We start from the raw sequence: 16,940 nt of genomic DNA, 5'->3' as shown, positions 1-16,940 counted from the left end.
TTCCGTCGTTGGTGCGCGCCGATCGTACGGGCGCGTCCATGACGGACGGGAGACCTCTCGCGGAACACCCGGGTGACGCCGGATGTCGTACGGGGACGGTGAGGTGACGGTCCGTCGGATTCGGGGCGGGTTTCCTGGGAAGTCGTCCGGCATGCCCCGGACGCAACGTCCGTCACATCATGGCGGGCACGTTAACCGCGGCTGGCACGGCGCCACCGCAGGTAAACCCGCGTCAACAGTACGTAAGACCTCGGTGACCCGATGTGCGAGACCCCCCAGGGCGCGAGTAATGTCCTCACCTGCACAGACTTATACCCGCACCCGTCGACACCGGAGGGCCCGTTGTCCCGCTTCGCGCTCATCAAGGCAGTGCTCGGACCGGTCATGCGCCTGATGTTCCGCCCTCAGGTGGAGGGCGCGGAGCACATCCCGGGCGACGGTCCGGTGATCCTGGCCGGCAACCACCTGACCTTCATCGACTCCATCGTGCTGCCGCTGGTGACCAGGCGGCAGGTGTTCTTCATCGGCAAGGACGAGTACGTCACCGGCAAGGGCCTCAAGGGGCGGCTGATGGCCTGGTTCTTCACCGGCGTCGGCATGATCCCGGTGGACCGGGACGGCGCGAACGGCGGGGTGGCGGCGCTGATGACCGGGCGCCGGGTGCTGGAGGAGGGCAAGATGTTCGGCATCTACCCGGAGGGCACCCGCTCCCCCGACGGCCGCCTGTACCGCGGCCGCACCGGCATCGCCCGGCTCACCCTGATGACCGGCGCGCCCGTCGTTCCGTTCGCGATGATCGGCACGGACAAGCTCCAGCCGGGCGGCCGGGGCATCCCGCGGCCCGGGCGGGTCACGGTCCGCTTCGGCGAGGCGATGGAGTTCTCCCGGTACGAGGGCATGGACCGCGACCGCTATGTGCTGCGGGCCGTGACGGACTCGGTGATGACCGAGGTCATGCGGCTGTCCGGGCAGGAGTACGTGGACATGTACGCCACGAAGGCGAAGAAGGCCGCGTAGGCCCTCTCGAACGGCCATTCATACGGCGGGTTGCTCTTCGGGCGGCCCGCCGTTGGTGTGTTCGTCGCCGGGCGCAGGGAACCAACGTCGAGCCCTCCCCCACCCGGGAGAACAGCCGGACCTGTCCGCCGTGCGACTCCACGATCTGCCGGACGATGGCGAGACCGAGCCCGGCGTGCCGGTCGCGGCCGCCGCCCTGCGCCCTGGCCCGCCAGAACCGGCCGAAGACCCGGGCCTGGTCGTCGTCCAGGATGCCGGGTCCCTCGCCCCGCATGGCCGTCCACGGCCAGGAGCCGTCCCTGCCGTTCGGACGGTGATGCGGGTGCCGACCGGGGCGAGCCGTACGGCGTTGGAGAGCAGATTGCCGACGGCGCGGCGCAGGGCGTCGTGGTCGCCGATGACGGTCAGGCCGGTGACGAGGCGGCGGTGCAGGGTGAGGCACTCGGTAGGTGTTCCGCGTGTTCAGTGCCAGGGCAGCTGCCCGCGCCGCTCCCAGTACGCGTGCGGTTCCTCGGTCAGCGTGGCGAGCCGGTCGAGGTGGTCGTCGGAGAGGTCGACGACCGCCGCGTGGAGGTTGGAGGCGAGCTGGGTGACGGTCGCGGCGCCGGAGAGGACGACGCCGGCCCAGGGCTGCCGCAGGATCAGGGCGAGGGCGACGGCGTCGCAGCCGAGGCCGGTCTCCTCGGCGACGGCCTTGAGGGCGTCCGGCGCGTGCGGCTCCGCGAGCCGGCCGTTGGCCATGCCCTCCTTGACGATCACCGTGAGCCCGGCGTCGTGCGCCTCGGCGAGCGCGGGGCCGGCGGAGATCTCCAGCGCGTTGTACGTCGACTGCACGGTACGGAAGAGGGGCTCGCCGTCGACGGTCACGGCGAGCGCGGCCCGGATGGCGTCGGCCTGGGCGGGGCCGCTGGTGGAGAAGCCGAGGGTCACTCCCGCCGCGGCCGCTTCCGCCAGCCTGCCGTGGAGGTCCTTGTCCGTGAGGGCCGGGCTGTCCGGGGTCACCGAGTGGATCTGGTAGAGATCGAGCCGGTCGCCGAGCAGGGCGTCGGTCTCGGCGCGCTGCCGCTCGTATGCGGCGAGGCTGTGGTCCTTTACCTCGTGCTGTTCGGCGTCGGTGGACCAGTCGGCGGTGTAGGTGTAGCCCCATTTGCTGCCGACGACGATGTCGTCGATCTCGGGGCGGGGCTTCAGCCAGTCGGCGAGGAACTCCTCCGAGCGGCCGTAGGAGCGGGCGGCGTCGAAGTAGCGGACGCCCTGGGCGTAGGCGGCGTCGAGGACTTCGTGGGTGCGGGTGCGCAGGGCGTCGACGCTGCGGTCGGCCGGGAGATCCTCGTCCCGTCCGAGGTTGATGTAGCCGGGGCGTCCGAGGGCGGCGAGGCCCAGGCCGATGTGGCACGTGGGCGTCGTCGCCGAGGCGAGACGGGCGAAGGGCATCGCGGGCTCCGATCGGTCGGCTCCGGTACGGCTCCCGACCAACGTAACCCGTGACACGCCCGCCGCACGCGCAGGTCCTCGCCCCCGCCCTTACCCGTCCCATCCCGGGGCGCCGCCCCGGACCCCCGCCGGGCTGCGCCCCCAGACCCCTTCGGCCTGAACGGCCTCGTCCTCGAACTCGGGACGGGCTGAAACAGACTGAACCGGCGTTCTCAAGCCGCTTACCGCTGCTTGGCAGTAGCCCACTCGTGCTGGGTCGCCACGTCCGCCTTGACCTCCGCGAGCTGTACGGCGACCGCGCTGGGCGCCGTACCGCCGCGGCCGTTGCGGGAGGCGAGGGCGCCCGGCACGTTCAAGACCGTCCGCACCTCGGGGGTCAGGTGCGCGGAGATCTTCGCGAACTGCTCGTCGGTCAGCTCGTCCAGTTCCTTGCCCTTGGCCTCGGCGACCTTCACGCACTCACCGGCCACCTCGTGCGCGACCCGGAACGGCACTCCCTGCTTGACCAGCCACTCGGCGATGTCGGTGGCGAGCGAGAACCCGGCCGGGGCCAGCTCCGCCATGCGCTCGCGGTGGACGCTGAGCGTGGCCATCATCCCGGTGAAGGCCGGCAGCAGGACCTCCAGCTGGTCGATGGAGTCAAAGACCGGCTCCTTGTCCTCCTGGAGGTCACGGTTGTAGGCGAGGGGCAGCGCCTTGAGCGTCGCCATCAGGCCGGTCAGGTTGCCGATCAGCCGGCCCGACTTGCCGCGCGCCAGCTCGGCGATGTCCGGGTTCTTCTTCTGCGGCATGATCGACGAGCCCGTCGAGAACGCGTCGTGCAGGGTCACGAAGGAGAACTCCTTCGTGTTCCAGATGATGATCTCCTCGGCGATCCGGGAGACGTTCACGCCGATCATCGCGGTGACGAAGGCGAACTCGGCGACGAAGTCGCGGGAGGCCGTGCCGTCGATGGAGTTGCCCGAGCTGCCGTGCTCGAAGCCCAGGTCCCCGGCCACCGCCTCGGGGTCCAGACCCAGCGACGAACCGGCCAGCGCGCCCGAGCCGTACGGCGACACGGCCGTCCGCTCGTCCCACTGGCGCAGCCGCTCCGCGTCCCGGGACAGGGCCTGGACGTGGGCGAGCACGTGGTGGGCGAAGAGCACCGGCTGGGCGTGCTGGAGATGTGTGCGGCCGGGCATCGCCACGTCCGGGTGGGCCTCGGCGAGGCCGATCAGCGCGTCCTGGAGGTCGGCGATCAGGCCGCCGATGGTGCGGGCGTGGTCGCGCAGGTACATGCGGAAGAGGGTCGCGACCTGGTCGTTGCGCGAGCGTCCCGCGCGCAGCTTGCCGCCGAGGTCGGGGCCGAGCCGCTCCAGCAGGCCGCGCTCCAGGGCGGTGTGCACGTCCTCGTCGGCGATGGTGCCCACGAAGGAGCCGTCGGCGACATCCGCTTCGAGCCGGTCGAGCCCGGCGATCATCCGGGTCAGCTCGTCGTCGGTGAGCAGTCCGGCCTTGTGCAGCACGCGCGCGTGGGCACGCGAACCGGCGATGTCGTACGGCGCGAGCCGCCAGTCGAAGTGGACGGACGCGGACAGCTTGGCCAGGGCCTCGGCGGGACCGTCGGCGAAACGGCCGCCCCAGAGCCGTACGTCACCGCTGTTGCTGCTCACTTGCCTGTGCTCCTCGGGAGAGTCTGACTGTGTTATCTGGGGGATGCCCCCAGACCCCCGGCCACCGCCTCCCCACCGCGTACGGACGGGGAGGCGGTGCTCACGCTATCGGTTGGGCGAGGTCCCGTCGGGCTACGCCCGCGACTGACGCTGCGCGGCGATCTTCGACGACATGCTGTAGATGTCGATGAAGCCCCTGGCGGCGGACTGGTCGAACGTGTCGCCCGTGTCGTAGGTCGCGAGGTTGAAGTCGTACAGCGACTGCTCGGACCGGCGGCCGGTGACGACCGCGCGGCCGCCGTGCAGGGTCATCCGGACGTCGCCGGAGACGTGCTGGCCGGCCTCGTCGACGAAGCCGTCCAGGGCGCGCTTGAGCGGGGAGAACCACAGGCCGTCGTAGACGAGTTCGCTCCAGCGCTGCTCGACCTGACGCTTGTAGCGGGCGAGTTCGCGCTCGACGGTGACGTTCTCCAGCTCCTGGTGGGCGGTGATCAGGGCGATGGCGCCCGGAGCCTCGTACACCTCACGGGACTTGATGCCGACGAGCCGGTCCTCGACCATGTCGATCCGGCCGACGCCCTGGGCGCCCGCGCGCTCGTTGAGCTGCTGGATGGCCTGCAGGACGGTGACGGGCCTGCCGTCGATCGCGACCGGGACGCCCGCCTTGAAGGTGATGATCACCTCGTCGGGGTCACGCTGGACGGCCGGGTTCTGGGTGTACTCGTAGATGTCCTCGATCGGGGCGTTCCAGATGTCCTCGAGGAAGCCGGTCTCGATGGCGCGGCCGAAGACGTTCTGGTCGATGGAGTACGGGGACTTCTTGGTGGTCGCGATCGGCAGGCCCTTGTCCTCGCAGAAGGCGATGGCCTTGTCGCGGGTCATGGCGTAGTCGCGGACCGGGGCGATGCACTTCAGGCCGGGGGCGAGGGCGACGATGCCGGCCTCGAAGCGGACCTGGTCGTTGCCCTTGCCGGTGCAGCCGTGGGCGACCGTGGTGGCGCCGTGCTTCTCGGCTGCGGCGACGAGGTGCTTGACGATCGTGGGCCGGGAGAGCGCCGAGACCAGCGGATATCGGTCCATGTAGAGGGCGTTGGCCTTGATCGCCGGAAGGCAGTACTCCTCGGCGAACTCGTCCCTGGCGTCCGCGACCTCGGCCTCGACGGCACCGCAGGCGAGGGCGCGCTTGCGGATGACGTCCAGGTCCTCGCCGCCCTGGCCGACGTCCACCGCGACGGCGATGACCTCGGCGCCCGTCTCCTCGGCGATCCAGCCGATGGCGACGGAGGTGTCCAGACCGCCCGAGTAGGCGAGTACGACGCGCTCGGTCACGGGTTTCTCCTCACACTGCATTCACTGACCTGCATGAGTATGCAGTAGTCCGTATGATTCGTCAATCGGGGTGGGTGAGGCACGGGGTTTCGGCCATGCCCACGGCAATTTCATGATCGGTTGAACGCGAGAAATCGCTCTCTCGTACCTCTCGCCGAACGCAGGCGCCGCGTTTGTCAACCGAAGACATCCCCGACCCCTTGTGAGGCATCCGCATGTCCAGGGCTCTTCCGAAGTACCACAAGCGCCGCGTCACGCTCATCGGCGGCGCTGCGGCGGTGGCGCTGTCCGGCACGGTGATCGCCGGCTTCGCCCTCGCCGGGGAGCCGGCCCAGTCTTCGAAGAGCGGCGGCGCGAACGCCCGGACACTGGCGGGCCCCGGCACCATCTCGTGCCCGGACGTCACCGCCCAGCTGCCGGAGATCCCGGCGTCCGCGCAGGCCGAGGTCGACCGCAACCTCGCCCAGCTCCAGACGCAGATCGACGAGGCCAACCAGCGCCTCGTCGACACCGTCGGCCAGGGCGGGCCCAACTTCGTCCAGAACGCCATCCTCGGCCCGCTGGAGGACAAGCGCGTCGCCGCCCTCAACCGCATCGAGACGGCCATCGGGCGGGCCGCCGAGAAGCCGGAGGGGCTCGAAGCGGCCGCGCCGTGCACGCTCGAGGCCGACGGCGGGGGCGCCGGCGAGGAGGCCGGCGGTGAGGCCGGTGCGGGCGGCGAGGCCGGTGCAGGTGCGGGCGGCGAGGCCGGTGCCGGTGGTGACGCCGGCGCCGAGGCGGGCGGCGGTGAGGCCGGTGCGGGCGCCGGGGCCGGAGCGGAGGAGGGCGCCGGGGAGGGCGCGGGCCAGGCCGGTGGCGCCGGCACGATCAGCTGCCCCGACGTCGCCTCCCAGCTGCCCGAGGTGCCGGCGTCCGCGCAGGCCGAGGTCGACCGCAACCTCGCCCAGCTCGACACCCAGGTCCAGGAGGCCAACCAGCGCCTCGTCGACACCGTCGGTCAGGGCGGGCCCAACTTCGTGCAGAACGCCATCCTCGGCCCGCTGGAGGACAAGCGCGTCGCGGCCCTCAACCGCATCGCCACGTCGATCGGCCGCACCGCCGAGCGGCCCTCCGGCCTGGACTCCCTGGCCGCCTGCACGCTCACCAAGTGACGTGACAGGCGCTGTGGCCGCCCCGTGAGAGCGTCGGCCGGGGTAGCCACGGAAGCCGGCGCCCCTCGGTCGTGGACCTGTGTGGGTCCACGACCGGAGGGCAGTATTCCTTAGACAGCCGAAAGACTTGCGCTCATAATCGTTAGACATGGGAAAGACTTACGAGCGCATCGACGGCAGACTCCGCGGCTTCATCGAGTCCCAGCCGGTCTTCTTCACCGCCACCGCTCCCCTCTCCGCGGACGGCACGGTCAATCTCTCACCCAAGGGACTCAAGGGTTCCTTCGCCGTGCTCGACGAACTGACGGTGGCGTATCTCGACTTCGCCGGGTCCAATGCCGAGACGGTCGCGCATCTGCGGGAGAACGGGCGGATCACGCTGATGTGGTGTGCGTTTCAGGGCCCGCCGAACATCGTGCGGGTACATGGGCGCGGGGAGCCGGTGTTCCGGGACGATCCGCGGTTCGGGGAGCTGCTGTCCCGGTTCCCGGGCATCGATCCGGCGCCGCACGGGCTGCGGGCGATCATCGTCTTGACGGCCGAGCTCATTCGGGACACCTGTGGGTACGGGGTGCCGTTCATGGCGTACGAGGAGGATCGCGACCTGCACGGGAAGCGGTTCGCGCGCGAGGACGACGAGTCGCTGAGTGCGTACTTCGCGAAGAAGGATCACGTTGCCACGAGCCTGGACGGGCTGCCGGGGTTGCCGTTGCCGTTGCCTCCAACTCCGGGTCGGTGACGTCCGCCTGTTCACCGTAGGGGTGTGGGTTGGTGCGCGGCTGACTGTCGTCTGTGGCTGGTCGCGCCCACGCGGTGGAACCGCACATTGATACGGCCCCGGGACCCTGAGGGGGTCGACTCATCCGGCGCTGAACACTCTCACGTCTCCGCACGTATCTGAGGGCCCAAGGGTCCCGTCGGGCCAAGGGTCCTGTCCCCACGGAGGAACCGTGACGACCACGCTCGCGGGCGGCCGTGCCGCCCGTCGTCAGACGATGCGCCGGATACGTCCGCGCCGCTCCCCTGCTGTTCCGTTGCTGCTCGCCGTCGGGGCGGGCGCGGTGGGCGTGCTGTGGTTGTGGTGGGACAACACGCCGTCCCTCGCGGACAACACGAGCAGGATCCTGGCCGCGGGCCGGATCACCGGGCTGCTCGCCGGCTATCTGATGGCGCTCGTGGTGCTGCAGATGGCCCGCGTGCCCGCCCTGGAACGCCGGGTGGGCTCCGACCGGGTCGCCCGCTGGCACGCCATGTCCGGCCGGTACACGCTCTGCCTGGTCATCGCCCACGTCTTCCTCATCATGTGGGGCTACGCCCTGCAGGCCGGCAAGACCCTCGGCGGCGTCGTCCAGCAGACGATCGAGTCCATCAACACGCTGCCGGACATGGGCAAGGCCGCCATCGGCACCGGCCTGCTGTTCCTCATCGGGCTCATGTCGATCGGCGGCGTCCGCCGCCGCATCGGGTACGACACCTGGTACCACGTGCACCTGCTCACGTACGCGTCGGTGTTCCTGACGTTCTGGCACCAGATCACCACCGGCAACGAGTTCGCCGTGCAGCCCACCGCCAAGACGTTCTGGTACGTGCTGTACGGAGCGGTGACCGCGCTGGTGGTCTGGTACCGGATCCTGACCCCGATCCGGCTGAACCTGCGGCACCGCATGCGGGTCGAGGCGGTGATCGAGGAGACGCCTGGGATCGTGTCGGTGCTCATCGGCGGGCGCAAGCTGCACCGCATGGGCGCCGAGGCCGGGCAGTTCTTCCGGTGGCGGTTCCTGGCGCCGGGCATGCGGTTCAGCTCCCACCCGTACTCGCTGTCGGCGGCGCCCCGCCCCGGCATGCTGCGGATCACGGTCAAGGCGATCGGCGACCACAGCTCCCGGCTGCGCGAGCTGACGCCCGGCACGCGCGTGTGGGCCGAGGGGCCGTACGGTGCCCTGACCGCGTCCAGGCGCAGCCGCGGCAAGGTGCTGCTGGTCGCGGGCGGCGTCGGGATCACCCCGATGCGGGCCCTGTTCGAGACGCTGCCCGGCGCATCCGGTGACATCACCCTGCTCTACCGGGCCAACAGCACCCAGGACCTGGCTCTGTGGGACGAACTCGCCAAGATCGCCGACGAGCGGGGCGCCCGGCTGATGTACGCGGTGAACAGCCCCGAGGGCGAACGCCCCGACATCTCGGCGGAGAGCCTGCGCCGGAAGATCCCGGATGTCGATCGGCACGACGTGTTCATGTGCGGTCCGCCCGGCTTCGCGCAGTCGGTGTACGAGGCACTGCGCGGGGCGGGTGTGCCCGCCCGCCGGATCCATCACGAGTCGTTCGAGATGTGAGCGACGGGACATCAGGAGCTTGAGGAAAGTCATGAGGAAGAGTCACCCCGTCCGGCGCGTCGTGCTCGCCAGCGCCGCCACCGTGTCCGGGATCGTGCTGCTGCTGTCGCTGAAGCCCGCCTCCGACCCGGGCGGCGCCTCGGCGGCAGGCGGTGCCGCCCCGCCCGTTGCGGCGGAGCAGCCGCAGGGCGGCGCCCAGGCCGCCGGCAGCGGCACGGTCACCGGCGACGCGGCCCAGACCCAGTACGGTCCGGTCCAGGTCCGCCTGACCATGAACGGCGGCAAGATCACCAAGGCGGAGGCGGTGCAGGCCCCCCAGGGCGGCACCAGCACCCAGAAGACCGAGCTCGCCATCCCCCGCCTCAACCAGGCCGCCATGGCCACCGGCAGCGCCGACATCGACGCGGTGTCCGGGGCCACCTACACCAGCAGCGGCTACAAGCAGTCCATGCAGTCGGCCCTGGACAAGATGAAGGCCGCGGGCGGCTCCGGACAGGGCGCGGGCGGCGGCAGTGCCCAGGCGCGCACCGTCACCGGCAGCGTCGCGCAGACCCAGTACGGCCCCGTCCAGGTCCGCATCACCGTCAGCGGCGGCAAGGTCACCAAGGCGGAGACGGTGCGGGCCCCCCAGGGCGGCACCAGCACCCAGAAGACCGAACTGGCCGTCCCCCGCCTCAACCAGGCGGCGGTGGCGACCGGCAGCGCGGACATCGACGCGGTGTCCGGGGCGACGTACACGAGCAACGGGTACAAGGAGTCCCTGCAGTCGGCCCTGGACCAGGCCGGTGGCTGACACGGTGGCCGACTCCGCACAGGCTCCCGCCGCGGTACGTCATGCGGAGGAGGCGATGGGGACCGTCTTCTCCGTCGACGTCCGCGGCGGGGAACCCGGTGCCGTCCGGGCGGCGCTCGACCAGGCGATCGCCGGGCTGCACCGGGTCGACGAGGTGTTCAGCACCTACCGCGACGACAGCCAGATCTCCCGGCTGGCGCGCGGTGAGCTGACCGTCGAGGAGTGCGACGCCGAGGTCGCGGAGGTACTGGAGCTGGCAGCCGAAGCGGAGCGGGTGAGCGACGGCTGGTTCAGCACGACGTACGAGGGCCGCCTCGACCCGACCGGCATCGTCAAGGGCTGGGCCGTGGAACGCGCGGCCCGCCTCCTCGCGGCGTCCGGCGCGACCGGCGTGAGCGTCAACGGCGGCGGCGACGTCCAGCTCCTGGGCACCCCCGGCCCCGGGCGCCCCTGGCGCGTGGGCGTCTGCGACCCGCTGCGCCCAGGCGGCCTCGCCGCGGTGGTCTCGGCGGCCGGCACCGACGAACTGGCCGTGGCCACGTCCGGCACGGCTGAACGGGGCGCGCACATAGTCGACCCCCGCACCGGCCGCTCGGCGGTCACCGACCTGGTCGCCGTAACGGTAGTGGCCCCCCGCCTCACCTGGGCCGACTGCTGGGCCACGGCAGCCTTCGCCATGGGCGCCCGAGAGGGCCTGGCATGGCTGGAGTCCCTGCCGGACGTAGAAGCCCTGCTCATCACAGCAGGCGACGAGGTGAGATGCACGGGAGACCTGGCTTCTCGACTCGGGTGACTGGTCCGACCTAAGGGGCGCGGGGAACTGCGCGATCAACCCCACACAACCCGCACCCGGCACACCACACTCATCGCCCCACTCAGTGGCCGTTCTGAGCCAACCGCAGCAAATGCTCGGCCAGCGCCTGTCCCCCATCCGGCTGCCGACTGATCAACAGCAACGTGTCGTCACCGGCGATCGTCCCCAGAATGTCGTGCAGCTCGGCCTGATCAATCGCCGAGGCCAAGAACTGCGCAGCACCCGGCGGCGTCCGCAACACCACCAGATTCGCCGAAGCCTCCGCAGAGATCAGCAACTCCTGAGACAGCCGCCGCATCCGCTCCTCCTTCGCGGACCCACCCAGAGGAGCGCGAGGCGTACGGAACCCACCCTCACTCGGCACCGCGTAGATCAAATCACCGTCGGCGTTGCGGATCTTCACCGCGTTCAGCTCGTCCAGGTCCCGGGAAAGCGTGGCCTGCGTGACACTCAGCCCGTCATCCGCGAGCAGCTTCGCCAACTGGCTCTGCGACCGCACAGGTTCTCGGTTGAGGATGTCCACGATCCGGCGGTGGCGCGCGGTGCGGGTCTGCGGCACGGCAGGCCCGCCGACCCCGTTGTGCCCGTGATCCTGCGGCTGGCTCATCGTCGTCTCATTCTCCGGCTCGTCCGTCCCCGTCGGCCTCGGCGGCCTGGTCAAGGATGCCGGGCAGCGCGCCGACGAACGCGTCCACCGCGCCGTCGCCGAGATTCAGCGGTGGCATGAGCCGTACGACATCGGGGGCGGGCACGTTCACCAGGAATCCGGCGTCCTGAGCCGCCTGCTGCACCTTGGGCGCCAGCGGCTCGGTCAGCACGATACCCAGCAGGAGCCCCGTGCCCCGGACAGAACCGATCAGCCGGTGGTCGAGCGCCTCGATTCCGCCGCGCAGCTTCTCGCCCTGCCGCTTGACGTTCTCCAGCAGCCCCTCGTTCGCGATCGTGTCGAGCACGGCGAGGCCGGCGGCGCAGGCGACGGGGTTGCCGCCGAAGGTCGTGCCGTGGTGTCCGGGCTGGAGCAGCTCGGCCGCCCGCCCGAACGCCACCGTCGCGCCCAGCGGCAGCCCGCCACCGAGCCCCTTGGCGAGCGTGACGACATCCGGCAGGACACCCTCGTGCGCCTGGTACTCGAACCAGTGCCCGGTGCGCCCGACGCCGGTCTGCACCTCGTCCAGGACCAGCAGCGCACCCGCGTTGGCCGTGATGGCGCGGGCGGCCTTCAGATAGCCGGCCGGGGGCACCACGACGCCGTTCTCGCCCTGGATCGGCTCGATGATCACCAGCGCCGTCTCCTCGGTGACCGCGGCGGCCAGCGCCTGCGCGTCGCCGTACGGCACATGCGTGACGTCGCCGGGCAGCGGCCGGAACGGCTCCTGCTTGCCGGGCTGCCCGGTGAGCGCGAGGGCGCCCATCGTACGGCCGTGGAAGCCGCCGTCGGTGGCGACCATGTGGGTGCGCCCGGTCAGCCGGCCGATCTTGAAGGCGCCCTCGTTGGCCTCGGCGCCGGAGTTGCAGAAGTACACCTTGCCGTCGCGCCCGAAGCGCTCGAGGAGCCGTTCGGCGAGCGCGACGGGCGGCTCGGCGATGAACAGGTTGGAGACGTGCCCCAGCGAGGCGATCTGCCCGCTGACCGCCTCCACGACCGCCGGGTGGGCGTGGCCGAGGGCGTTGACCGCGATGCCGCCCACGAAGTCGAGGTACTCCTTGCCGTCGGCATCCCACAGCTTGGCGCCCTCGCCGCGCACGAGGGGCAGCCGCGGGGTGCCGTAGTTGTTCATGAGCGCGCCCTGCCACCGCGCGGTCAGTTCCTCGTTGCTCACTACTCCCCCTGTTCGTCCGGCACGACCATCGTGCCGATGCCCTCGTCGGTGAAGATCTCCAGCAGGATCGAGTGCTGGACCCGGCCGTCGATGACGCGGGCGGTGGTGACGCCGCCCCGTACGGCGTGCAGGCAGCCCTCCATCTTCGGCACCATGCCGGATGCCAGGTCCGGCAGCAGCTCCTCCAGTTGGGAAGCGGTGAGGCGGCTGATCACCTCGTCGCTGTTCGGCCAGTCCTCGTAGAGGCCCTCGACATCCGTGAGGACCATGAGGGTTTCGGCGCCCAGCGCAGCAGCGAGTGCCGCAGCCGCCGTATCAGCATTGACGTTGTAGACATGATGATCGTCCTCGGAACGGGCGATCGACGAGACGACCGGGATCCGTCCGTCGGCCAGCAGCGCCTCGATCGCGCCCGTGTCGATGTCGGTGATCTCGCCCACCCGCCCGATGTCGACCAGTTCTCCGTCGATCTGCGGCTGGTGCTTGGTGGCGGTGATGGTGTGCGCGTCCTCGCCGGTGAGGCCCACGGCGAGCGGCCCGTGCTGGTTGAGCAGCCCGACCAGCTCGCGCTGCACCTGTCCGGCGAGCACCATGCGTACGACGTCCATGGCGTCCTCGGTGGTGACGCGCAGGCCGGCCTTGAACTCGCTGACGATGCCGTGTTTGTCGAGCGCCCGGCTGATCTGCGGGCCGCCGCCGTGCACGACGACCGGCTTGAGGCCGGCGTGGTGCAGGAACACCACGTCCTGGGCGAACGCGCGCTTCAGGTCCTCGTCGACCATGGCGTTGCCGCCGAACTTGATGACGACGGTCTTGCCGTTGTGCCGGACCAGCCAGGGCAGCGCCTCGATGAGGATCTGCGCCTTGGGGAGCGCGGTGTGCTTACGCGTAGTGCTCATGAGGAATAGGCGCTGTTCTCGTGGACGTAGTCGGCGGTCAGGTCGTTGGTCCAGATCGTCGCGGTCTCGTCGCCCGCGGCGAGGTCGGCGACGATGTGGACCTCGCGGTAGCGCATATCGACCTTCTCGCGGTCCTCACCCACTCCGCCGTTCTTGCAGACCCAGACGCCGTTGATGGCGACGTTCAGCCGGTCGGGCTCGAAGGCGGCCTGCGTGGTGCCGATGGCGGACAGAACACGGCCCCAGTTGGGGTCCTCGCCGTGGACCGCGCACTTGAGGAGGTTGTTGCGGGCGATGGAGCGGCCCACCTCGACGGCGTCGTCCTCGGTCGCGGCGTTGATCACCTCGACCTTGATGTCCTTGCCGGCGCCCTCGGCGTCGCGGATCAGCTGCTGGCCGAGGTCGTCGCAGACGGTCCGTACGGCCTCGGCGAACTCCGCGTACTCCGGGGTGACTTCGCAGGCTCCGGAGGCGAGCAGCAGCACGGTGTCGTTGGTGGACATGCAGCCGTCGGAGTCGACCCGGTCGAAGGTGACCCGGGTGGCCGCGCGCAGCGCCCGGTCGAGGGTCTCGTCGTCGAGGTCGGCGTCGGTGGTGAGGACGACGAGCATGGTGGCGAGTCCGGGGGCGAGCATGCCCGCGCCCTTGGCCATGCCGCCGACGGTCCAGCCGCCCTTGGTCACGACGGACGTCTTGTGGACGGTGTCGGTGGTCTTGATGGCGATGGCCGCCTTCTCGCCGCCGTGCTCGGAGAGCTGGGCGGCGGCGGTCTCGACACCGGGGAGCAGCTTGTCCATGGGCAGCAGCACACCGATGAGGCCGGTGGAGCAGACGGCGACCTCGATGGCGCCACGTCCGAGCATCTCGGCGGTCTTCTCGGCGGTGGCGTGGGTGTCCTGGAAGCCCTTCGGACCCGTACAGGCGTTGGCGCCGCCGGAGTTGAGGACGACGGCGGAGACCTGACCGCTCTTCAGCACCTGCTCGGACCACAGGACCGGCGCGGCCTTGACGCGGTTGGCGGTGAAGACGCCCGCGGCGGCGCGGCGGGGCCCGTTGTTGACCACGAGGGCCAGGTCCGGGTTGCCGTTCTCCTTGATCCCGGCGGCGATGCCCGCCGCCGTGAACCCTTTGGCTGCCGTGACACTCACTGCATCTCCTTGTTCGCTTCTCCGCCCGTGCAGCGCAGAGGTGCGGCTTTCGTCGTCGTCTGCAGCCCGGCGGCTGCACGTGCGTCGCTCACGGTGCGATACCGATCGTGGAAAGCCCGGTGGACTCGTCGAATCCCAGGGCGATGTTCATGGACTGGACGGCACCGCCCGCGGTGCCCTTGGTCAGGTTGTCGATGGCGCTGATCGCGATGATGCGGCCCGCCGACTCGTCGTACGCGACCTGCACCTGAACGGCGTTGGAACCGTAGACGGACGCCGTGGCCGGCCACTGCCCCTCGGGGAGCAGGTGCACAAACGGTTCGTCGCTGAAGGCCTTGTCGTAGGCGGCGCGGACGGACTCGGCGGTGACGCCCTCCTGCGCGGCGGCGCTGCACGTGGCGAGGATGCCGCGGGGCATCGGCGCGAGGGTCGGCGTGAAGGAGACGCGCACGGGCTCCCCCGCGACCGCGCCGAGGTTCTGGATCATCTCGGGCGTGTGCCGGTGGCCGCCGCCGACGCCGTACGGCGACATCGAGCCCATGACCTCGCTGCCCAGCAGGTTCGGCTTGGGCGCCTTGCCCGCGCCGGACGTGCCGGACGCGGCGACGATCACCGCCTCGGGCTCGGCGAGACCGGCGGCGTAGGCCGGGAAGAGGGCGAGCGAGACGGCGGTGGGGTAGCAACCGGGCACCGCGATGCGCTTGGACCCCTCCAGCGCAGCGCGGGCGCCCGGCAGTTCGGGGAGGCCGTACGGCCAGGTGCCGGCGTGCGGGGAGCCGTAGAACTTCTCCCAGTCGGCGGCGTCCTTGAGCCGGAAGTCGGCGCCCATGTCGACGACCAGGACGTCCGGCCCGAGCTGCTCGGCGACGGCGGCGGACTGCCCGTGCGGCAGGGCGAGGAAGACGACGTCGTGCCCGGCGAGGACGTCGGGGGTGGTCTGGTCGAGCACCCGGTCGGCCAGCGGCAGCAGATGCGGCTGGAGCGCGCCGAGCCGCTGTCCCGCGTTGGAGTTGCCGGTCAGGGTGCCGATCTCGATCCCGGGGTGCGCCAGGAGCAGACGCAGCAGCTCTCCGCCCGCGTATCCGCTCGCTCCGGCCACTGCCGCACGTACAGCCATGAACCCTCCTCCTCGATGGCATGACTATACGCATCGCTGCACGTTTATGCAATCCTGCTGTCGCAGCCGTTCCGGCTGGACTTCGAGCATGCGGGTGGGCAGGCCTGGCACTTCGGCGGCGGGATGTGGCCGCTCGACGTCCGCCCGATGAAGCTGATCAAGGAAGAGGACGCGCTGAAGTTCGCGGCGGCCAGGGAAGTGGCGGCCGCCTGCGGCTGGCGGTACTCAGTGGTCGCAGGCTGGCGCCCACATGTCTGGAGCGTCCTTGATCACCTGTCCTCGCGCCGGCGGCCGGCGAGGGACCTGCTCGGCATGCGCGACCAGCTGCTCACCACTATCGGCGGGCAGCAGGGGCGGGTGATGACGTTCTCCGAGCCGGCCGATGCGACCAGCGTGCCTTCTGCTGGCCAGGCGAACATCGTCCGGCTGCTCTGGCAACACGAGCTCGGCGTTGACCTGGGCAGTCCCTTGCGCGACAGCTCGCTGATCTGGACGGCGTGATGGCGGCCCTCCACGACCACGGCGTCGAAGCGCTAATCCTGGACGACATCAGCCGACTGCGGATGCACCGGGCCGACGACCAGGACGTCCTCGACCTGATGCGGGCCTTCATGAGCCTGGACGTCACCCTGATCCTGACCGGCGTCAACATCTCCGGAACCGGGCCGCTTCGCGAGGCCACGTGGAACAAGAAGACCCGGCAGGGGGAGATGCCTCCGCTGGAGTCGACCCGCATCCACGGCTTGGAGATCACCCAGACCTAGCACCGCTTCGAGCTCATCGAGATCGACCGTTTCCGCTACATCACCCCGAAGCAGATCCAGGCCTTCGTCGATCACCTGGAAGGAGTCGAGCAGCACCTGCGACTTCTCAACGCGAAGGCGGGCATGCTCACCGGCGGCACCATGCCGGAGTACCTGATTCGTCGCACCGGCGGTGTCATCGGCCTGCTGGGACGCCTACTCGAAGACGGCGCTCAAGAGGCCATGGAGTCCGGGAAGGAACTGATCGACGAGAGCCTGCTGGACGAGATCGTGCTCCGGCCGAACAGGCACCGGACGAGCCTGTGATCCCGGCCGACCAGCCGACCGCCGACAAGAAGACCACGCCGGCGAAACGCCCCCCGGAACACCGTCTTCGATGACGCTGGTCCGGCTGCCCGCGCAGGCGCCTGACGGATGAGCCATCATGCATCCACTGCCCCGGAGTCTCGAACCCCTGTCCGGAGAATCCCTGGTCAGCTATCTGCTTCTGCTGCTGGACCTTCCCAAGCCTCAGACCGAAACATTCGCCCGGCTCACGGGACAGACGGCCAGGGCCCTCCTGCCTGGCGGGAGACGGCACTAGCCTCACGAATTCACGGCACCAGGAGCTTCAGTGACAGCCAGTCACTTCATGGAGGAAGGGTGCTTCCGACCTGCGATGATTCAGCT

18 protein-coding genes are annotated in these 16,940 nt (G+C 70.4%); 9 read left to right on the top strand and 9 right to left on the bottom strand.

Features of this window, described 5'->3' with window-relative positions:
- Positions 1-342: 342 nt before the first annotated feature.
- Positions 343-1,017 (top strand): 1-acyl-sn-glycerol-3-phosphate acyltransferase, encoded by a 675-nt coding sequence (locus tag H8R17_RS11810; RefSeq protein WP_187823112.1) that lies wholly within the window; start codon positions 343-345, stop codon positions 1,015-1,017.
- Here H8R17_RS11810 and H8R17_RS11805 read toward each other — a convergent pair.
- From H8R17_RS11805 to H8R17_RS11790, 4 genes are all read right to left on the bottom strand, one after another.
- Positions 953-1,291, bottom strand: coding sequence for a sensor histidine kinase (locus H8R17_RS11805; protein ID WP_262505201.1), 339 nt, complete (start codon positions 1,289-1,291; stop codon positions 953-955). The two genes, H8R17_RS11810 and H8R17_RS11805, sit on opposite strands and share 65 nt — an antisense overlap.
- Before the next feature lie 188 nt (positions 1,292-1,479).
- Complete coding sequence (locus tag H8R17_RS11800; RefSeq protein WP_187823111.1) at positions 1,480-2,451, bottom strand: aldo/keto reductase; 972 nt, start codon at positions 2,449-2,451, stop codon at positions 1,480-1,482.
- A 221-nt stretch (positions 2,452-2,672) separates the two neighbouring features.
- Positions 2,673-4,103, bottom strand: coding sequence for an argininosuccinate lyase (argH, locus tag H8R17_RS11795; RefSeq protein ID WP_187823110.1), 1,431 nt, complete (start codon positions 4,101-4,103; stop codon positions 2,673-2,675).
- Between the two features lie 132 nt (positions 4,104-4,235).
- Positions 4,236-5,432 carry an argininosuccinate synthase gene (locus H8R17_RS11790; protein WP_187823109.1) on the bottom strand — a complete coding sequence of 399 codons (1,197 nt, stop codon included), beginning with the start codon at positions 5,430-5,432 and terminating at the stop codon, positions 4,236-4,238.
- 215 nt (positions 5,433-5,647) lie between these two features.
- Here H8R17_RS11790 and H8R17_RS11785 point away from each other — a divergent pair, with 215 nt between their 5' ends.
- From H8R17_RS11785 to H8R17_RS11765, 5 genes are all read left to right on the top strand, one after another.
- The gene (locus H8R17_RS11785; protein WP_187823108.1) at positions 5,648-6,583 is read left to right on the top strand and encodes a hypothetical protein; all 936 of its coding nucleotides are present in this window, start codon (positions 5,648-5,650) and stop codon (positions 6,581-6,583) included.
- A 148-nt stretch (positions 6,584-6,731) separates the two neighbouring features.
- The gene (locus H8R17_RS11780) at positions 6,732-7,322 is read left to right on the top strand and encodes a pyridoxamine 5'-phosphate oxidase family protein (RefSeq protein WP_187823107.1); all 591 of its coding nucleotides are present in this window, start codon (positions 6,732-6,734) and stop codon (positions 7,320-7,322) included.
- Positions 7,323-7,533: 211 nt separating this feature from the next.
- On the top strand, positions 7,534-8,916 hold the full coding sequence (locus tag H8R17_RS11775) for a ferric reductase-like transmembrane domain-containing protein (RefSeq protein WP_187823106.1): 1,383 nt from the start codon (positions 7,534-7,536) through the stop codon (positions 8,914-8,916).
- Between the two features lie 31 nt (positions 8,917-8,947).
- Positions 8,948-9,709: an FMN-binding protein gene (locus H8R17_RS11770; protein WP_187823105.1), complete on the top strand. Its 762-nt coding sequence runs from the start codon at positions 8,948-8,950 to the stop codon at positions 9,707-9,709.
- Positions 9,702-10,502, top strand: a complete 801-nt coding sequence (locus tag H8R17_RS11765) for an FAD:protein FMN transferase (RefSeq protein ID WP_316959377.1) — start codon at positions 9,702-9,704, stop codon at positions 10,500-10,502. The genes H8R17_RS11770 and H8R17_RS11765 overlap by 8 nt, the downstream gene beginning before the upstream one ends.
- An 82-nt stretch (positions 10,503-10,584) precedes the next feature.
- Here the strand turns inward: H8R17_RS11765 and H8R17_RS11760 are convergent, their stop codons facing one another.
- The 5 genes from H8R17_RS11760 to argC all read right to left on the bottom strand — a co-directional run bounded on the left by H8R17_RS11760 (position 10,585) and on the right by argC (position 15,507).
- Positions 10,585-11,130: an arginine repressor gene (locus tag H8R17_RS11760; RefSeq protein ID WP_187823104.1), complete on the bottom strand. Its 546-nt coding sequence runs from the start codon at positions 11,128-11,130 to the stop codon at positions 10,585-10,587.
- A gap of 7 nt (positions 11,131-11,137) precedes the next feature.
- A complete protein-coding gene (locus H8R17_RS11755) occupies positions 11,138-12,343 on the bottom strand; it encodes an acetylornithine transaminase (RefSeq protein WP_187823103.1) in 1,206 nt (401 codons plus the stop codon).
- The gene (gene argB, locus H8R17_RS11750; protein WP_187823102.1) at positions 12,343-13,242 is read right to left on the bottom strand and encodes an acetylglutamate kinase; all 900 of its coding nucleotides are present in this window, start codon (positions 13,240-13,242) and stop codon (positions 12,343-12,345) included. The genes H8R17_RS11755 and argB overlap by 1 nt, the downstream gene beginning before the upstream one ends.
- A complete protein-coding gene (gene argJ / locus H8R17_RS11745) occupies positions 13,239-14,390 on the bottom strand; it encodes a bifunctional glutamate N-acetyltransferase/amino-acid acetyltransferase ArgJ (RefSeq protein WP_187823101.1) in 1,152 nt (383 codons plus the stop codon). The genes argB and argJ overlap by 4 nt, the downstream gene beginning before the upstream one ends.
- An 88-nt stretch (positions 14,391-14,478) precedes the next feature.
- Positions 14,479-15,507: an N-acetyl-gamma-glutamyl-phosphate reductase gene (argC, locus tag H8R17_RS11740; RefSeq protein WP_187823100.1), complete on the bottom strand. Its 1,029-nt coding sequence runs from the start codon at positions 15,505-15,507 to the stop codon at positions 14,479-14,481.
- A 147-nt stretch (positions 15,508-15,654) separates the two neighbouring features.
- On the opposite strand from argC, the gene H8R17_RS11735 reads away from it, so the two are divergent.
- The 3 genes from H8R17_RS11735 (at position 15,655) to H8R17_RS46610 (ending at position 16,577) form a co-directional block, all read left to right on the top strand.
- Entirely contained in the window at positions 15,655-16,008 is a 354-nt protein-coding gene (locus H8R17_RS11735) for a hypothetical protein (protein ID WP_262505200.1), read from the top strand.
- A complete protein-coding gene (locus H8R17_RS46615; protein ID WP_262505199.1) occupies positions 16,008-16,271 on the top strand; it encodes a hypothetical protein in 264 nt (87 codons plus the stop codon). Before H8R17_RS11735 ends, H8R17_RS46615 begins: the two co-directional genes overlap by 1 nt.
- Before the next feature lie 123 nt (positions 16,272-16,394).
- Positions 16,395-16,577 (top strand): hypothetical protein, encoded by a 183-nt coding sequence (locus H8R17_RS46610; protein ID WP_262505198.1) that lies wholly within the window; start codon positions 16,395-16,397, stop codon positions 16,575-16,577.
- The last annotated feature ends 363 nt before the right edge of the window (positions 16,578-16,940 follow it).

The organism is Streptomyces sp. TRM68367 (genome assembly GCF_014495685.1).
In the GTDB taxonomy this organism is placed as follows: Bacteria; Actinomycetota; Actinomycetes; order Streptomycetales; family Streptomycetaceae; genus Streptomyces.
This window is presented reverse-complemented; position numbering and strand designations above follow the sequence as displayed.